General features: G+C 31.5%; 16 protein-coding genes. 15 read left to right on the top strand and 1 reads right to left on the bottom strand.

Features of this window, described 5'->3' with window-relative positions:
- The first annotated feature begins 24 nt into the window (after positions 1–24).
- The 15 genes from BLQ93_RS07400 (at position 25) to BLQ93_RS07330 (ending at position 15,701) form a co-directional block, all read left to right on the top strand.
- Positions 25–2,262, top strand: a complete 2,238-nt coding sequence (locus tag BLQ93_RS07400) for an endonuclease MutS2 (RefSeq protein WP_092129315.1) — start codon at positions 25–27, stop codon at positions 2,260–2,262.
- Positions 2,259–3,923, top strand: coding sequence for a DNA primase (dnaG, locus tag BLQ93_RS07395; protein ID WP_092129313.1), 1,665 nt, complete (start codon positions 2,259–2,261; stop codon positions 3,921–3,923). The genes BLQ93_RS07400 and dnaG overlap by 4 nt, the downstream gene beginning before the upstream one ends.
- The gene (locus BLQ93_RS07390; RefSeq protein ID WP_092129311.1) at positions 3,916–4,710 is read left to right on the top strand and encodes a DNA-3-methyladenine glycosylase family protein; all 795 of its coding nucleotides are present in this window, start codon (positions 3,916–3,918) and stop codon (positions 4,708–4,710) included. Before dnaG ends, BLQ93_RS07390 begins: the two co-directional genes overlap by 8 nt.
- Positions 4,707–5,312: a DedA family protein gene (locus tag BLQ93_RS07385; RefSeq protein ID WP_092129309.1), complete on the top strand. Its 606-nt coding sequence runs from the start codon at positions 4,707–4,709 to the stop codon at positions 5,310–5,312. Before BLQ93_RS07390 ends, BLQ93_RS07385 begins: the two co-directional genes overlap by 4 nt.
- Entirely contained in the window at positions 5,302–5,847 is a 546-nt protein-coding gene (locus BLQ93_RS07380; protein WP_092129307.1) for a class II aldolase/adducin family protein, read from the top strand. The genes BLQ93_RS07385 and BLQ93_RS07380 overlap by 11 nt, the downstream gene beginning before the upstream one ends.
- Complete coding sequence (locus BLQ93_RS07375) at positions 5,844–6,602, top strand: menaquinone biosynthetic enzyme MqnA/MqnD family protein (protein WP_092129305.1); 759 nt, start codon at positions 5,844–5,846, stop codon at positions 6,600–6,602. The genes BLQ93_RS07380 and BLQ93_RS07375 overlap by 4 nt, the downstream gene beginning before the upstream one ends.
- Positions 6,595–7,659: an MFS transporter gene (locus BLQ93_RS07370; protein ID WP_092129303.1), complete on the top strand. Its 1,065-nt coding sequence runs from the start codon at positions 6,595–6,597 to the stop codon at positions 7,657–7,659. The genes BLQ93_RS07375 and BLQ93_RS07370 overlap by 8 nt, the downstream gene beginning before the upstream one ends.
- A 177-nt stretch (positions 7,660–7,836) precedes the next feature.
- Positions 7,837–8,817 carry a sodium:calcium antiporter gene (locus tag BLQ93_RS07365; RefSeq protein ID WP_092129301.1) on the top strand — a complete coding sequence of 327 codons (981 nt, stop codon included), beginning with the start codon at positions 7,837–7,839 and terminating at the stop codon, positions 8,815–8,817.
- A 143-nt stretch (positions 8,818–8,960) separates the two neighbouring features.
- Positions 8,961–10,097, top strand: coding sequence for an ABC transporter substrate-binding protein (locus tag BLQ93_RS07360; RefSeq protein ID WP_092129299.1), 1,137 nt, complete (start codon positions 8,961–8,963; stop codon positions 10,095–10,097).
- 77 nt (positions 10,098–10,174) lie between these two features.
- Entirely contained in the window at positions 10,175–11,068 is an 894-nt protein-coding gene (locus BLQ93_RS07355; protein ID WP_092129297.1) for a branched-chain amino acid ABC transporter permease, read from the top strand.
- A 1-nt stretch (position 11,069) separates the two neighbouring features.
- Positions 11,070–12,110 carry a branched-chain amino acid ABC transporter permease gene (locus tag BLQ93_RS07350; RefSeq protein WP_025392006.1) on the top strand — a complete coding sequence of 347 codons (1,041 nt, stop codon included), beginning with the start codon at positions 11,070–11,072 and terminating at the stop codon, positions 12,108–12,110.
- Positions 12,100–12,879, top strand: a complete 780-nt coding sequence (locus tag BLQ93_RS07345; protein ID WP_038572337.1) for an ABC transporter ATP-binding protein — start codon at positions 12,100–12,102, stop codon at positions 12,877–12,879. The genes BLQ93_RS07350 and BLQ93_RS07345 overlap by 11 nt, the downstream gene beginning before the upstream one ends.
- The gene (locus BLQ93_RS07340; RefSeq protein ID WP_092129295.1) at positions 12,866–13,567 is read left to right on the top strand and encodes an ABC transporter ATP-binding protein; all 702 of its coding nucleotides are present in this window, start codon (positions 12,866–12,868) and stop codon (positions 13,565–13,567) included. The genes BLQ93_RS07345 and BLQ93_RS07340 overlap by 14 nt, the downstream gene beginning before the upstream one ends.
- Positions 13,557–14,555: an MBL fold metallo-hydrolase gene (locus BLQ93_RS07335; RefSeq protein ID WP_216818759.1), complete on the top strand. Its 999-nt coding sequence runs from the start codon at positions 13,557–13,559 to the stop codon at positions 14,553–14,555. Before BLQ93_RS07340 ends, BLQ93_RS07335 begins: the two co-directional genes overlap by 11 nt.
- Positions 14,556–14,612: 57 nt before the next feature.
- Positions 14,613–15,701: a branched-chain amino acid aminotransferase gene (locus BLQ93_RS07330; RefSeq protein ID WP_092129292.1), complete on the top strand. Its 1,089-nt coding sequence runs from the start codon at positions 14,613–14,615 to the stop codon at positions 15,699–15,701.
- A gap of 4 nt (positions 15,702–15,705) precedes the next feature.
- On the opposite strand, the gene BLQ93_RS07325 is transcribed toward BLQ93_RS07330, so the two are convergent.
- On the bottom strand, positions 15,706–16,593 hold the full coding sequence (locus BLQ93_RS07325; RefSeq protein WP_092129289.1) for a DMT family transporter: 888 nt from the start codon (positions 16,591–16,593) through the stop codon (positions 15,706–15,708).
- Position 16,594: the final 1 nt, after the last annotated feature.

The raw sequence follows: 16,594 nt of genomic DNA, 5'->3' as shown, positions 1-16,594 counted from the left end.
ATTTTTTGCCAAAAAATTAAACTAATGTATTATAATATCAAAGGTATGAAAAGTGTTTTTGAAGTTTTAGAGTTTGATAAACTAAAAAATGTTCTAAAAGAGTTTGCTCAAACAACATACGGTAAAAATTGTATTGATAAGATAGAGCCTGTATTTGACTTCGAAAAAGCTCTCCAAAATTCAAAGATTTTAGATATTTTTTTTGAAAGTCTACAAAACTCTATACCAATACTTGATGATATATACATAGATGATTATCTGGAAAAAGTCATTTATTCGCAATTAAGTGCAAAAGAAATTTACTACATATATACTTTTATTGATTTTATAAGCAAATTAGACAAAGACTTAAATGAAAATGTCAAAAAATATATCAATTTTGTTAATCTTGATAAACTTAAACTTTTAATAGCCCAAACAATTGATGAAACAGGCTACATTAAAGACTCAAGCACAAAAAAACTCTCATTTTTAAGGTCAAAAATTAAAGCAACAAAAAACGATATAACAACGCTTTTGCATTTTTTTGTAAGGAAAAAGGGTTTGCAAAATATCCTGCTTGATACGAACGTTTTTTTGAAAAATTCACGCTTTACAATACTTGTAAAGCCAAATTATAAAGAATACATAAAAGCAAGAAAGGTGGATATTTCAAGAGCAGGTTTTTTTGTAGAACCATACGAAATATTTGAAAAAAACAATTATCTTGAAGATTTAATACTGGAAGAAACAAAAGAAATACAAAAAATCCTTGTTGCTTTCACAAACCTTATAAGAAAACACACTCAAGATTTGATTCATAATACAAAAGAACTTGCAAAGCTTGATTGTTTTTGTGCAAAAATCTTATTTGCAAAAAAATTTAATGCAATATTGCCAAAATTTGATGAAAAAAAGCGTCTTGAAGCTCACAATTTAAAACACCCCCTGCTTTTAAAAACTCACGAAAATGTTGTAGGCAACGATTTAAGTTTAAATGGATCTTTAATTATAACAGGTCCAAATACTGGCGGAAAAACAGTATTTATAAAGCAAGTTGGCCTTGCAACGCTTTGTGCGTTTGCCAATATACCAATCTGTGCAGATTACTTTTCGATAGGTAAAGTGTCAAATATATTTGCTGTAATTGGCGACGAGCAGGAAACAGAAAGTTTGAGCACCTTTTCTTCGAATATGGTTAGAATAAAAGAAATAATAGATAAATTAGACGAAAACTCCCTAATACTATTAGACGAACCAGGAAGTGGAACAAGCCCAGATGAAGCATATGCAATCGTATATGCTATATTTTATTATTTAAACAAGAAAAACCCAATGCTTATCATGAGCACGCACTATAGAAATCTGGTATATAAGCTAAAAGATATTGACAATGTCTATTTAGCTGCATTTGAGTTTGACGAAGATAAACTGCAACCTACCTATAAGCTAACCTATGGCAAAATTGGCAAAAGCTACGGCATAGAAATCATGCAAAAGTATTTAAACACTGATATATCCGAAATAGCTAAACAAGCTTTTGAATCAAAAGAAAATCAGCTATTTGACAGATACGAAAAAGAACTTAATGAAATGCTAAGAAAAAAAGATCTATACAACAAACTCATAAAACGATACAAGATGCTATTTAACAGACTCAATCAACAAATAAATCAGTTAAAGGAAAGTTTATTGAGTGAACACCTGCAAACGCAACAGCAATATAAACAACTGTTAAATACATTAAAAAAAGAGATTTCAAAGGTTATCAAGACCAAAGAAATAAAAGATGCCCAAAGGTTTGTAAGCTCAATTGAAAGATTTGACTTACCAAGTGAGCAAACTCCAAATTCAAGACAAGTATTTGAAAAAGGAGACACTGTAAAGTTAGGCAAATCCTTTGGTACAATTATTAACATAAAAGGACAATACGCTCAAGTAAGTATTGATGGTAAACTTATACAGGCAAAAATATCTATGTTGGAAAAAAAGCAAAGTCCACCAAAACAAAGTTCTATAAATATAACCGATTCAACACAGTACAGGCAGGAATTGAATATAATCGGCATGCATGCATTTGAAGCTGAACTTGAAGTATTGCAATTTCTTGACTATGCTGTGGCAAATGATATAAAAGAAGTCCGGATTATCCACGGAAAAGGAAGTGGTGTATTGAAGGAAATGGTAAGAAATCTATTAAAAGATCATAAATTTGTAGAAAGTTTTTCAATGGCACCACCAAATCTGGGCGGAGACGGTGCTACTATAGTGGTTTTAAAATGAATCTTGCACAAGAAATCAAAAATAGATTAGATATTGTAGATTTTATAAGCAGATATGTAAACTTAAAAAAAATTGGTTCTAATTATGTTGGCTTATGTCCTTTTCATTCAGAAAAAACACCTTCATTTACCGTAAACAAACAAAAACAGTTTTTTCATTGCTTTGGTTGCGGAGAAAGCGGTGATGTAATAACTTTTTATATGAAAATAGAAAACCTGGAGTTTAAAGAAGCAATTAAAAACCTTGCGCTGGAGTTAGGATTGGATGCAGATACTTTAGATGAAAGCACTAAAAAAGAAAATATACTCCTTGATATAAATAAGCTTGCTTGCGAGTTTTTTCAAAATAAACTTAAAAACTCAAATCTTGCATTGAAATACTTAGAAAAAAGACAAATAACAAGAAAAACTCAAGAATTATTTCAGCTTGGATATAACCCGGATGATAACTCATTGCTTGATTTTTTGCTCAAAAAATACACAATTAAGCAATTAAATGAAGTTGGTATTGTATCGAATTCTTATAATATATTTGGCGGCCGTTTGATGTTTCCAATACACGACGAATATGGTCGCATTGTAGGTTTTGCAGGTAGAGCATTGCATGAAAACCAAAAAGCAAAGTATATTAATACAAAAGAAACAGTTTTATTTTCAAAACAAAAAATACTTTACGGTTTTGATAAAGCAAAGGCTTTTGCAAAAGATTACCTTATTGTTTGCGAAGGTTATTTTGATTGTATTAGACTACATCAGGAAGGTTTGCAATGTGCGTGTGCAACAATGGGTACAAATCTATCTGATTATCACATAAGGCTAATAAAAAAATATACAAACAAGATTTACTTTAATTTTGACACAGATGAAGCTGGCATAAATGCAATGCTAAAAAACACTAAGGTTTTAGGTCAGCTTGATGCATATGTAATAGAATTTAATTTAGATGATGCAAAAAAAGAGGATCCAGATAGCTTTGTATTAAAATACTCTATAGATGAATACAAAAAACAATTGCAAAACGCAAAAGACTATTTTAGTTTTTTAGAAGAAAAAATACTTACCCAATATAACCTCCAAAATGCAAGGCTCCTTCATTCAAAACCTATATTTGTTGCAAGTGCAATAAATGCTATAAAAACTGCAATAGATAGTATAAATGACCCAATAACAAAAAGTTTGTATTATTCAAAGGCAAGAAAGCTTCTTAATCTAAATCTCCTCCAAAAAAATCCTATCGCTCAAGAAAAACCTAAAAAAAAGTATACAAAAAATCACTATATAATCTCTTATTTATTAAAAGACCCTTTTTTGCTTGATTGGATTGAAGATAAAGAAGAATTTGCAAAAAATTTTGACGATGATCTTCGAAATATATTTTTAAAACTTACAGAAAATAACCAAATTAGTTTTGAAGAATTTGTATCAAATTTAGACAAACAAAGTGCATCATTATGCTATGAGCTATACTTGCTAACAAACGAAGAAACTATTTCACAAAAGCGCACAAACTTTTTAATGCTTATAAATGCTATAGAGATAGAAAAACTTAAAAAAAAGATGCAATATTACCTGAAAGAAATTGCCAAAAACCCAGAAAATGAAGAGTTAAAAGAACTCTACAGACAAACTAAAAATAAACTTCAAAGGCTAAAAAATGAATAAAATAAAAGTGCCATTTAAATTTAATTTAGAATACACGCTTGAAAGCGGGCAAATTTTCAGAATCTCAAAAATAAATGATGGTTATAGAATATTTTCAAGTGTAATATTTGATGTGTATTTTGATGGTAATTACTTATATTACAACAATGTAGATAAAAACTACATAATGAGATTTTTTTCACTGGATATTGATTTTGATAAAATTATTAACCAGATCATGCTTGACAATCACATAATTAAAGCAATAAAAGCATTTGAAGGTTTAATTATACTCACGCAAGATCCATACGAAACAACAGTGTCTTTTATCTGCTCTGCTTTCAACAACATAAAGCGCATAAGATTAATGCTTGATAAGGTAAGTGAGGTCTATGGCAATAAAACAGATTTAGGTTATACATTTCCTTCTTGTAGCGTTAACTTTGAGGAAGAGGTATTATCTAAGTGTGGTTTTGGGTTTAGAAAAAGATACATTTCAAATCTTACACAAAACAAAGATTTTTTTGATAGCATCTATAAACTCGATACAAAAACAGCAAAAATAAAGTTAATGAACTTGCAAGGCATAGGTTCAAAGGTTGCAGACTGTATTTTGCTTTTTGCATACAGGCGTTATGAAGTTTTTTGCACTGATGTATGGATAAAAAGAATAATTGAAAAGCTATACTTTGACAATCGTAAACAAAGTGTAAGAACTATTGAAGAATTTGGAAAAGATTATTTTGGACAATACGCAGGCATTGCTCAGCAGTACTTGTTTTTGGCAGCAAAAAAAGGAGTTATATGAGTTATTTAATTGATTTGGCTGATTTTTTGGTTAAAGCTATTGGGGCGTCTGGATATTTAGGTATTTTTTTTCTGATGTTTTTAGAAAGCTCAATTGTACCGCTACCGGGAGAATTCGTAATTCCACCTGCCGGTTATTTAGCTGCAGTTGGAAAAATGAACCTTTGGGTTGTTATAATTGACGGAACGCTTGGTAGTTTAGCTGGAGCGCTTTTTAACTACTATGTATCCAAAACACTTGGACTAAAAATTGTCTTAAAATTTAGTAAAATTTTCAGACTGGAAAAAGCACTAAAAAAAACTGTTGTTTTTTTTGAAAAACATGGTGCAATAAGTGTTTTTGTAGGAAGACTTTTGCCTACAATCAGGCATCTTATTTCAATACCAGCTGGTTTATCTAAAATGAGAGTATTTGCCTTTTCACTTTTTACTACGCTTGGCGCTTTCATCTATACTGCAGGTCTTGCTTTAATTGGCTATTTTGTTGGTAAAAATCCTGATTTATTAAAATATTACACGCATAGGTTTAGCGCTGGATTAATTGCGTTTGCAGTGATTCTAATAATTGGATATATTTTTTATAGGAGAAAGTATGATAAGTGAATTTAAAAGAATAGGAGATATGCTTTTTTTTATGGGGCTTGTTGATGCATCAAGTGGCAATATGAGCACAAAGGTAAAAGATGGTATATGGATAACAAAAACTGGTAAATCTTTATATGGTCTAAAAAGCAAAGATATTGTAAAAATTGGGTTTGAAAGGGATGTTCGCTGGAATGCAGCTTCAAGTGAAGTAGAGTTGCATGTAAATATTTACAAAACAATTGATAAAGCAAGCGCTATTATACACGCACATAGTCCTTACACAGTAGCTCTATCCGTGGTATACTCTAAAATCATTCCAATTGACCATGAAGGAAAGCTTTTTTTAAAGCAAGTAGATATACTTGATATAAAAAACTGGGATGAAGCCAAAAATGCAATTGCTCAATATTTTAATGAAACAGAAAATAAAATTGTAATAGCAAAAGGACATGGGGTTTTTGCATTTTCTGATAATTTATTTGATGCTTTAAAGTTGGTTAGTGCTTTAGAATTTAGCTCTAAAATAATTTACCTAAAGGAGAACATTAAATGAAAGTAGTTTTAGTAGACTTTTTAAATGCGTATCCTTTATACTATGCGCTAGTAAATAAAATTATAGACAATGACATTGAATTTATAAAAAAAATGCCTTCTGTTTGTGCTAGGCTACTTTTTGAAAAACAGGTAGATGTAGGTATAGCGCCTTCCATAGAATACGCAAAATCTGATTACTATCTGGTACCTAACGTTTGCATATCAAGCGATTACAAGGTTAAAAGTGTAGCACTATTTTTAAAAAAACCGTTAAATAAAGTAAAAACCGTTAAGCTTGATAAAAATTCAAATACATCTGTTGCTCTTACTAAAATCTTGTTTGCTTATAAGTACAAATTAGAAGTTGACTATATACAGGATAGAGCCGATTGCGAACTTGTAATAGGCGATAATGCCTTATATAGAATAGAACATACAGATGAAGAAATTATTGATTTAGCTTATGAATGGAAAGAGTTTAGCGGATATCCATTTGTTTTCGCTTTATGGATTGCAAATGATAAAATCCCAGCTAAATATATAGATTTGTTTTTAAAAGCTAAAGAATGGGGTGTAAATAATCTTGATACAATTGCTGAAGCTTTTTGTGATACGCACAATTATGACTATGAAAAAGCTTATGATTACTTAAAAAACAACCTATCGTACGACTTAACAGAAAACAAAAAAAAGTCTCTTGAGCTTTTTTTTGATTACGCCTATAAATTGAACTTAATACCACAAAAACCAAAATTGCGTTTTTTAGATGAATAAAAGCACAAAGTATTTACTTTCTATTAGATTTTTGCGCAGCATTGGTCAGGGGTTATTAATTGTTGATTTTGCTTTGTATCTCAAAGCTTTAGGTTACAGCGCAACAACAATAGGTCTGGTTTATACATTTGTTAGTCTATTTGGTGCTTTTGGTAGTTTATTTGTAGGATTTGTTAGTGATAAAACCAAAAGAAAACCGTTTTTAATAATCTACACATTGCTTTTAATGTTTGCAAGCCTAGGAATGTTTTTTGCAAATAATATCTATGTAATAGCTATTTTTAGTGCTATTGGTAGCTTTGGTCTTGGAGCAAACGGTGCAGCTGGGCCTTTTTCTCCTGCAGAACAAGCATTGCTTGCTGAAAAGATACAACCAAACATGCGTGGTATGGTTTTTAGCTTAAATACAGCATTGGGTTTTTTGGGGATGTGTATTGGTTCTCTTCTAGCCATGCTTTTTGCTTTTTTAAATTTTACACAAAAAAACATGGATTACAGGTTACTTTTCTTTGTTGTTTTTTTGTTTGCAAGTATAAAGCTTTATTTGCTTTTTAAAGTTGAAGAAAATTATAAACCTAAAATTTTAAAACAAGTGTTGGATCAAAAAGAAGCAGGTATTGATAAAAAAGAAAATCTTAATTTAATTAAACTTATAGGCTTAAACAGTATAAATGGTCTGGCAATAGGTCTAAAGGGTCCACTGATAGCGTATTGGTTTGCATTAAGGTTTGGTGTTGGCGCAAGATTAATCGCTCCTGTTCTTGCAATAACTTTTTTACTAAGCGCAATACTATCCTTCTATACAGGTAAACTATCTCTAAAATTTGGGATTGTTAATTCTGTTTTTGCACAAAGGCTTGTTGGTCTTGTATTTTTAATACTTTTGCCACTTGCTCCAACGTACTTTTTGGCATCGTTATTTTATATTTTTCACCAAATTTTTAACAGAAGTTCAGCTGGTGCAAGACAGGCACTTACTGTAAGTTTGGTTAGAGACAAAAGAAGGGGTTTTGCTGTTAGCTTGAATTCTGCTTCAATGAGTTTCCACGCTCCATAGGTCCTTATGTAACTGGAGCTTTGATTGAAGCAAATTCATTCGAGATGCCTTTTTTTATGGCAGCTTTTCTGCAAGCTACATATCTGATTTTATACAAAAAAGTATTTAAAGGCTTTAATTTTCCAGAAGAATAATTGTTTATTTGACTAAAATTATACAGTATGGTAATTTTAACTTATGATTTTGAATTTATTTTTTCTTATTATTAGCATTGCGTTTATTGTTGTTGCTAGCGAAATGTTTACAAATTCTTTAGAATATATAGGCTCTAAATTAAAACTTTCACAGGCAGTTATAGGTTCAATACTTGCCGCTATTGGAACAGCCCTGCCAGAAACTATATTGCCAATTGTTGCAATCTTGTTTCTAAAAAATTCAGCTCATGAAATAGGAATTGGTGCAATTTTGGGAGCACCTTTTATGCTTTCAACGCTTGGTTTTTTGATGATTGGTATTGGTGTGGTTATTAGACATTTATTAAAAAAAGGCTCATTTAGTCTGAAAATTGAAGAAAAAACAACAAAACGGGACCTTACTTTTTTTTTAATATCTTACATTATTGCAATTTTAGCAACTCAATTTAACCATATAAAAGGTATATTTGCATTTGTTGTAATTGGCGTATATATAGTTTATTTATATTTAACATTTAATGGCAGAAGCTCAGAGCTTGAATTTAAAGACAATTTATATTTTTTTAAACTCTTTAAAATAAAAGAAAACCTTCTATCCGGTTTTTTTCAATTAATTGTGTCTTTGGCTACTATTATTTTTGGTGCTTATGCTTTTGTCAATGGTTTAAGCACTATAAGTCAACATTTTGGCTTTAATCCTCTGATATTTTCTCTATTAATTTCTCCAATAGCAACTGAGCTTCCAGAAAAAATCAATTCTCTAACCTGGACACTAAAAAACAAAGACATTTTGGCTTTTGGTAACATAAGTGGTGCTATGGTTTTTCAATCAACATTTCCAGTAAGTGTTGGAATTTTACTAACCAATTGGACTATTACGCAAAATGCTCTTTTGAGCGCATACATTGCACTATTTAATATTGCTTTAATGCTTTTGTGGGTTTGCCTGCTAAAAAAAATAAATGGGTTAGTTTTTAGCATAAACCTGATAACTTATATTTATTATATAATTAAAGTTGTATAGTTTGGTCATTGTTTTGTAAAATTATAATTAGCTAATTAGTTTTAGACAAAGGTTTTATTTTTAAAATAAATTAATTATAAATAATTGACACAAATCAACTAAAAAATTATAATTAAAACTAACTTTTAAGTAAGGGGGTTTTTATGAAACGTTTGCTGTTTAAAACAGTTTTATTTGCTCTTGTAACTATCTTTGCTATTGGCTATGGAGTAAGTAAAACTTATGCAGCTAGCAACACCATAAAAGTAGGTGTTGTGTATTCAATGACAGGACCGGTCGCTTCTTTTGGACAAAGTGCGTGGCAAGGTTTACAGGTAGCAAAGGAAATCATGCCAACCGCTTTGGGTAAAAAAATTGATCTGATCCTTGTTGATGATCAAGGCGATAAGGTTCAGGCAGCTAATGCTGTAAACAAACTAATTTATGACAACAAAGTAGATGTAATTATCGGACCTTTAATTTCGGGCAATGTTATGTCTGCAACTCCAATTGTAGAAAAAGCTAAAATTCCCTTAATCACGCCAACTGGAACAAACCCATTGTTAACAGAAGGCAAAAACTTTATATCCAGAGCCTGCTTTATTGATCCATTTCAAGGAAAAGTTGCAGCAATTTATGCTGTAAAAGACTTACATGCAAAAACTGCTGCACTAGTAATTGATTCTGCTCAAGATTATTCAGTTGGTCTTGCAAAGTTTTTTGAGGAAAATTTTAAAAAATTAGGTGGCAGAATTGTAGCTAAAACATTTATACAAACAGGCGAAAGTAACTTTTCTGCTCAAATTGCTTCACTTAAGCCAGCAAATCCTCAAATTATCTATATGCCTTGCTATTACCAGGAAATAGCTTTGTTTGCAAGACAAGCCAGAGAATTTGGATTAAAACAGCCCATACTTGCTGGTGATGGCGCAGCTGAAGCTGCTTTAATAAAAGTAGGCGGCGCTGCTGTTAATGGACTTACATTTACTACTGGCTTTGCGCCAGAAGCTATAAAAACTCCATTGGGTAAAAAATTTGAACAAGCCTACCAAGCAAAGTATCATAAACTTCCAGATAACTTTGCTGCATTATCAGCAGATGCTTATTTTATGTTAGTCAATGCAATTGATAGGGCAAAATCAGATAATCCAATTAAAATCAACACTGCACTTAGAGCAACAAAAAATTTCCAGGGTGTAACTGGTAACATAACACTTGTTAAAGGTGATGCAATAAAACCTGCGGTTATTGAGAAAGTGGAAAACGGTAAATTTGTATATGTTACTACTATTAACCCATAGTTTTGCAATATCTTTTGGAGCAGAAGTCTTCTGCTCCTTTAAACTTTTAATACATACCTAAAAAGGTGGCTAAATAGATGTTAACAACAGTATTGCAACAATTAATAAATGGTCTTTCTGCTGGAAGCCTATATGCCCTTGTAGCAATTGGATACACTATGGTATATGGCGTTTTGAGAATGATTAACTTTGCGCATGGCGACATCTTGATGGTTGGAGCATATCTAGCGTTTTTTGGAATTAGTGCTTTTATGCTACCATGGTGGGTATCATTTATTACTGCAATTATTTTAACAGGTTTTGTAGGTGTATTGGTAGAGAAATTAGCTTACAAACCCATTCGTAATGCAAGTAGGGTTTCTTTACTCATTACTGCTGTGGGTGTGTCGTTTTTTCTTGAAAATTTATTTTTAGTGTTATTTGGTGGTGTACCAAAGGCTTTTCCTATAGCACCAATATTTCATGGTGTATTGAATTATAATCAATTATATTTGCCTGTTGTTAGTATCTATACCCCTATTGTTGCACTTGTTTTGTTATATATACTACTTTATATATTGCATCATACAAAATACGGTATGGCTATGCGTTCAATTGCACTCGATATTGATACTACAAGCCTAATGGGTATAAATGTAGATATAGTTATATCTTTAGTTTTCTTTTTAGGTTCTTCTTTGGCTGCTGTTGGCGGGATCTTGTGGTCTACACAGTATCCTTCAATAAATCCATTAATGGGTATTATGCCAGGACTTAAAGCATTTGCTGCTGCTGTTTTAGGTGGCATTGGTGATGTTGCTGGCGCTGCTATTGGCGGACTTATCCTTGGAATATCAGAAGTTTTAATAGTAGCATTTTTCCCTAGTTTGGCTGGTTATAAAGACGCATTTGCATTTTTGTTATTGATACTTGTGCTTTTGTTTAAACCTACTGGTATTATGGGAAAAGAACTTGAAAGGAAGAGATTTTAATATGAAAAGAAATACAATTTTAACAATCTTAAGTATAATATTACTGTTTGTTTTTTTATATTATGCAAGTCATCACTTTAGTCGTTATACAATAATTATACTAAATAATATAGCTATTACTATGATACTGGCTGTTAGCTACAATTTGATAAACGGTATTACTGGGCAATTTTCCCTTGCTCCAAATGGTTTTGCTGCAGTTGGTGCCTATACTGCTGCACTTTTGAGTTTGACGCCAGCACAAAAACAAGCAATGTTTATAATAGATCCTATTATGCCTTTTTTGGGCTCAATCCACCTGCCTTTTTTGGCTGCACTTATAGTTGCTGGACTTGTAACAGCATTTTTTGGCTTTATTTTAGGATTCCCTGTGTTTAGAACAAGAGGCGACTACCTTGCTATTGTTACACTTGGATTTGGTATTGTTATAGATATTGTTGCAAACAATGCAATTACAATAACAAATGGCCCTTTAGGTCTAAAAGGCATATCAAACTATACGAATGTTTGGTGGAGCTATGGATGGCTTGTATTTACTATTTTTGTAGTTATGAGCATAATAAACTCCAATTACGGTAGAGCTATGAAAGCAATAAGAGACGATGAAGATGCAGCTGTAGCTATGGGCATAAATACATTTAAAATGAAAATGATCGCTTTTGTTGTAGGTGCTTTTTTTCAGGGTGTTGCAGGAGGTTTGCTTGCACACTTAATTACAACTATTTCTCCAACGCTTTTTACATTTTTCTTAACATTCAATTTGCTTGTAATTATAGTTATGGGTGGTCTTGGTAGCATAACAGGAACAGTTATAGCTACAATCGTTATTGTTTGGGGATCAGAACTGCTTAGAGTATTTGATCAACCAATGCATATATTTGGTATAACAACACCAGGCATACCTGGCTTGAGAATGATCATTTTTGCTTTACTGTTAATTTTAACCATGCTTTTTGCAAGAGAAGGCATAATGGGAAAGAAAGAATTCTCATGGGATTGGCTATTTAATGCTATAAAAGGTGGCATAAAAAATGGAAAATAATATACTTGTATGCGAACATATTACAATGAAGTTTGGTGGTCTAGTCGCTCTAAATGATGTTAGTTTAAATGTTACCAAATCAAGCATAACTGGTTTAATTGGACCCAATGGCGCAGGAAAAACTACAATGTTTAATGTTATAACATGCAACTTGAAACCAACCTTAGGAAATATTTTTTTTGAAGGCAAAAATATAACAGGTTTTAAGCCTTATAAAATTGTACCTCTTGGTATGGCAAGGACATTTCAAAATATAAGATTATTTGAAAATTTAACCGTTCTTGAAAACATAATGATAGGTTTTGCACATAAAGTTAAATATAGATTATTTGAGCCAATTTTAAAAACACCAAAATTTTTAAATCAAGAAAAAGAAATAAAAATAAAAGCGTTTGAATTATTGGAAAAGGTAAATTTAAAAGAAAAAGCGTATCTAAAAGCAACAGGTCTATCTTATGGAGAACAAAGAAAAGTTGAAATTGCAAGAGCTCTCGCAACTTCACCAAAACTATTACTTTTAGATGAGCCTGCAGCAGGCATGAACCCAAGTGAAAAGATAGCCTTAATGTACTTTATAAAAGAAATTAAAGATTCATTCAATCTAACCATACTTTTGATAGAACACGATATGAAGTTTGTAATGGGAATCTGCCAAAAAATTTATGTACTTGACTATGGTGCTAAAATTGCAGAAGGTACACCTGAAGAAATTCAAAAAAATCCAAAAGTTATAGCGGCATATTTAGGGGAAGCAAATGTTAAAGGTTAAAAATTTAAATGTTTTTTATAAACTTATACACGCAGTAAACGATATTTCATTTGAGGTTCCCGAAAGCAAAATAGTAACATTAATAGGGCCAAACGGTGCTGGAAAATCAAGTACGCTGAAATCCATTGTAGGACTTGTAGCATCAAGTGGTCAAATAAATTTTTTATCGCATAATATATCAAAAGAAAAAACATATCAGCGAATTAAACGTGGCATAGCACTTGTACCAGAAGGCAGAAAAGTTTTTGTTAACCTGACAGTTTTAGAAAATTTACGCATTGGGGCATTTAATAAACCAGCTTCAACATTAGAAGAAAAATATGAACGGATTTTTCAAATATTTCCTATTTTAAAAAAACGTGCCAAACAATATGCTGGAACACTTTCTGGTGGTGAACAGCAAATGCTGGCTTTAGGTAGAGCTCTTATGAGTGAACCTTCCCTTTTAATGCTTGATGAACCATCGCTTGGTTTAGCACCAAAAGTTGTACAAGAAGTTTTTGAGATAATCCAGCACTTAAACCGTGAGGGTATGACAATTTTACTTGTAGAGCAAAATGCTGCAATGGCATTAAAAATTGCCCACTATGGTTATGTGCTTGAAGCAGGCAAAATTGTGCTTGAAGATATAGCCCAAAACTTATTACAAAATGAAGAAGTAAGAAAAAGTTACCTGGGTGAGGTGTAAAATTAGCATAGAATGTATTTTTGATAATATTTATAAAATAGAAGTACCCCTACCTCAAAACCCCCTTAAATCAATAAACTCTTATGTGATAAAAGGAGAAAGAAGTTTAATTATTGATACTGGTATGAATAGAATTGAATGCGAGCAGACACTAAAATATGCTTTGGCAAAACTTGATATTGATCTTGAAAAAACAGATATTTTTATTACTCACATGCATGCAGACCATAGTGGATTAATTGGTAAACTATCAACACCACAATCAATTGTATATTTTACCAAAGAAGATGCGCCATACATATTAGGCACAAACTGGGAAAAATTCTGGCTTGAAGAAGCAAATTATGCAAAAAAATTTGGGTTTCCAATAGATTCTCTGTCAAATGCAATAAAAAAACATCCAGGTTACAAATACGCTTTTAGGGGCAATCTTCTTTCGAAAATTTCTTATGTTGAAGATCAGCAGGTATTAAATTATGGCAACTTGGAACTTAAATGTATTAAAACACCAGGCCACACGAAAGGTATTGTATGTCTATATGAAGCTAATAAAAAATTATTTTTTTCGTCGGATCATGTGTTGGAAGATATAACTCCAAATATATCTGCAGCATATGAAAACAAAAACCCTCTAAAAGAATATCTGGAAAGTCTTGATAAAGTTTATAATTTTGATGTAGATATGGTTTTGCCTGGACACAGAAGAATTTTTTATAATTTACAAAAAAGAATTGATGAGCTTAAAAAACACCATGAAGAAAGATTAAATGAAGTATTGAATCTTATTGATACAAAAACTCCAAACGATGCCTACAAAGTAGCCTCACTGATGCATTGGGATATAAAGTACAAAAACTGGGAAGATTTTCCTATTGCTCAAAAATGGTTTGCACATTCAGAAGCATTAGCGCATCTTTTGTATCTAGTTGATATAAAAAAAGCAAAAATCGTAATTCAAAACGATAGAAACTATTTTTTAAAAACTTGACATTTAATTTATTAAGTAATATAAAACTAGTAACTTTAATTTTAAAGGAGTGTAATTATGGACATAGCGTACCTTTTAAAACCAAAATCTCAAAGAAGAAAAGAACAATTAAAACCTACACAACCCTTACCTTTTGGCCAATTAAGAACGGATCACATGTTTTTGATTGATTATGAAGATGGAGAATGGCAAAACGCACGTATTGTACCATATGAGCCATTTACTATATCACCTGGTGCAATTGCACTGCACTATGGACAGGCTTTATTTGAAGGTGCAAAAGCTTTTATGCATCCAGATAATGAAATCTATACATTTAGAATAGATAAAAATGCAAAAAGATTAAATAAATCAGCCGAAATTCTCTGTATGCCATCCATTGATGAAAAGCTTCAAATACAAGCCATACATGCATTGATAGATGTTGATAGATTGTGGTTTCCAATTCAGAATGGTGCTTCACTATACATTAGGCCATTTATGTTTGCAACTGAAGATTCTTTAGGTGTGCATCCAAGTAAGTCTTATAGATATGCAATCATTTTATCACCAAGCGGTCCATACTACCCAGAAGGATTTACCAAACCAATCAGGCTTCTTATAACCAAAAAATTCCACAGAGCTGTAAGCGGTGGCACTGGTGAATCAAAAGCCGCAGGTAACTATGCCGCATCTTTGAGAGCCGGAGAGTTTGCAAAACAATTTGGCGCAAGCCAGGTTCTTTATTTGGATGCTCAAAATAAATACATTGAAGAAGCTGGGGCAATGAATCATTACCATATAGAAAAAGATGGGACAGTAGTTATACCTGAGTTTACTGATACTGTATTAAGAAGTATTACTTCTGAATCTATTATTGAATTACAAAACTCTTTAGGACTTAAAGTAATACAAAAAAGAGTTGCTTTAGACGAATTCATTGGAAAAATTAAAAGTAAAGAAATAATTGAAGCAGGTGGATTCGGTACAGCAGCTGTAGTATCACCTGTTGGTGAATATGTTTTTGAAGACAATAGTATTTTAACTGTAGGAGATGGTTCTATTGGAGCATACTCAAGAAAAATTTACGAGTATTATACTGGTTTACAAACAGGAAAAATTGCTGCACCTAATGGGTGGCTAAAAAAAGTAGAAAAAAGAATTTAAAGCTTTAAGACGCAAAGCCAGAACTTTGCGTCTTTTTATGCAAAGAATATATATAAATAATCAAAAGTGATAAAATTATAAAAAAAGAACCAATTAAATCTGTTAAGCTGAATTTTTCATGTAGTTGAATATATGATTCTATCATTGCAAATACAGGTATTGCAAGTGATGACAAACCAACAATGCTTGCTGGGAGTTTTTTTAATAGAAAAATCCATAAAAACCATGCAAAAGCCGTAGCTATTATACCAGTGTAGAGAATTGCAAAAATCAAATAACTATTTAAAACAACGGTTCTTTGATAAGGTATCAAAACATTAAACAAAATAACAACTAAAACGACAAATACCATTTGCCAAAATGTAAGAGAAAATACATCCCAATGAGAATATTTTTCCCAAATAATTACAGAAACTACATTACCGATACCCCAGCTTACACCATATAGTATTGCGAATAAATATCCAAAAACACTTGCCCTGAAATACCAGGGCTGCATTATAAGTATCAGCCCTATAAAAGATAAGCTAATGGGAATATATTTTATTTTTTCCAGCTTTGTTTTTAAAATTAATCTTTCTAATAATATTGTCCAAAAAGGCATAATATAGCCCAAAACAGTTACTTTGCCAGCAGATGAGTAAACCAAAGCCAAATTGTAAAAAACAACAGGCAAAGCATTTTGAAATAAACCCAGTAAAAAAGCCCATTTTATACTTTTTGGTTTTTCAAGTTTTTTCATAAATGCTGTAATTAAAAATAAAAACAAAAATCCCACTAAAACTCGCCAAAGTGTAAATTCAAAAGGACCAATATAGTTTAGTGCAATCTTTGTAACAACAGCAGTATACGACCAACCAAGGATTAATAAAACAAAAGCAACATACAGCATA

Source organism: Desulfurella multipotens, assembly GCF_900101285.1.
Classification (GTDB): domain Bacteria; phylum Campylobacterota_A; class Desulfurellia; order Desulfurellales; family Desulfurellaceae; genus Desulfurella; species Desulfurella acetivorans.
This window is presented reverse-complemented; position numbering and strand designations above follow the sequence as displayed.

What these genes read in the sequence shown, in the direction of transcription:
- BLQ93_RS07380 (WP_092129307.1), top strand. Translation starts at nt 5,302, where the DNA reads ATGATAAGTGAATTTAAAAGAATAGGAGATATGCTTTTTTTTATGGGG.
- BLQ93_RS07350 (WP_025392006.1), top strand. Translation starts at nt 11,070, where the DNA reads ATGAAAAGAAATACAATTTTAACAATCTTAAGTATAATATTACTGTTT.
- BLQ93_RS07360 (WP_092129299.1), top strand. Translation starts at nt 8,961, where the DNA reads ATGAAACGTTTGCTGTTTAAAACAGTTTTATTTGCTCTTGTAACTATC.
- BLQ93_RS07390 (WP_092129311.1), top strand. Translation starts at nt 3,916, where the DNA reads ATGAATAAAATAAAAGTGCCATTTAAATTTAATTTAGAATACACGCTT.
- BLQ93_RS07325 (WP_092129289.1), bottom strand. Translation starts at nt 16,593, where the DNA reads ATGCTGTATGTTGCTTTTGTTTTATTAATCCTTGGTTGGTCGTATACT.
- BLQ93_RS07365 (WP_092129301.1), top strand. Translation starts at nt 7,837, where the DNA reads ATGATTTTGAATTTATTTTTTCTTATTATTAGCATTGCGTTTATTGTT.
- BLQ93_RS07385 (WP_092129309.1), top strand. Translation starts at nt 4,707, where the DNA reads ATGAGTTATTTAATTGATTTGGCTGATTTTTTGGTTAAAGCTATTGGG.
- BLQ93_RS07330 (WP_092129292.1), top strand. Translation starts at nt 14,613, where the DNA reads ATGGACATAGCGTACCTTTTAAAACCAAAATCTCAAAGAAGAAAAGAA.
- BLQ93_RS07370 (WP_092129303.1), top strand. Translation starts at nt 6,595, where the DNA reads ATGAATAAAAGCACAAAGTATTTACTTTCTATTAGATTTTTGCGCAGC.
- BLQ93_RS07375 (WP_092129305.1), top strand. Translation starts at nt 5,844, where the DNA reads ATGAAAGTAGTTTTAGTAGACTTTTTAAATGCGTATCCTTTATACTAT.
- dnaG (WP_092129313.1), top strand. Translation starts at nt 2,259, where the DNA reads ATGAATCTTGCACAAGAAATCAAAAATAGATTAGATATTGTAGATTTT.
- BLQ93_RS07355 (WP_092129297.1), top strand. Translation starts at nt 10,175, where the DNA reads ATGTTAACAACAGTATTGCAACAATTAATAAATGGTCTTTCTGCTGGA.
- BLQ93_RS07345 (WP_038572337.1), top strand. Translation starts at nt 12,100, where the DNA reads ATGGAAAATAATATACTTGTATGCGAACATATTACAATGAAGTTTGGT.
- BLQ93_RS07400 (WP_092129315.1), top strand. Translation starts at nt 25, where the DNA reads ATGTATTATAATATCAAAGGTATGAAAAGTGTTTTTGAAGTTTTAGAG.
- BLQ93_RS07340 (WP_092129295.1), top strand. Translation starts at nt 12,866, where the DNA reads ATGTTAAAGGTTAAAAATTTAAATGTTTTTTATAAACTTATACACGCA.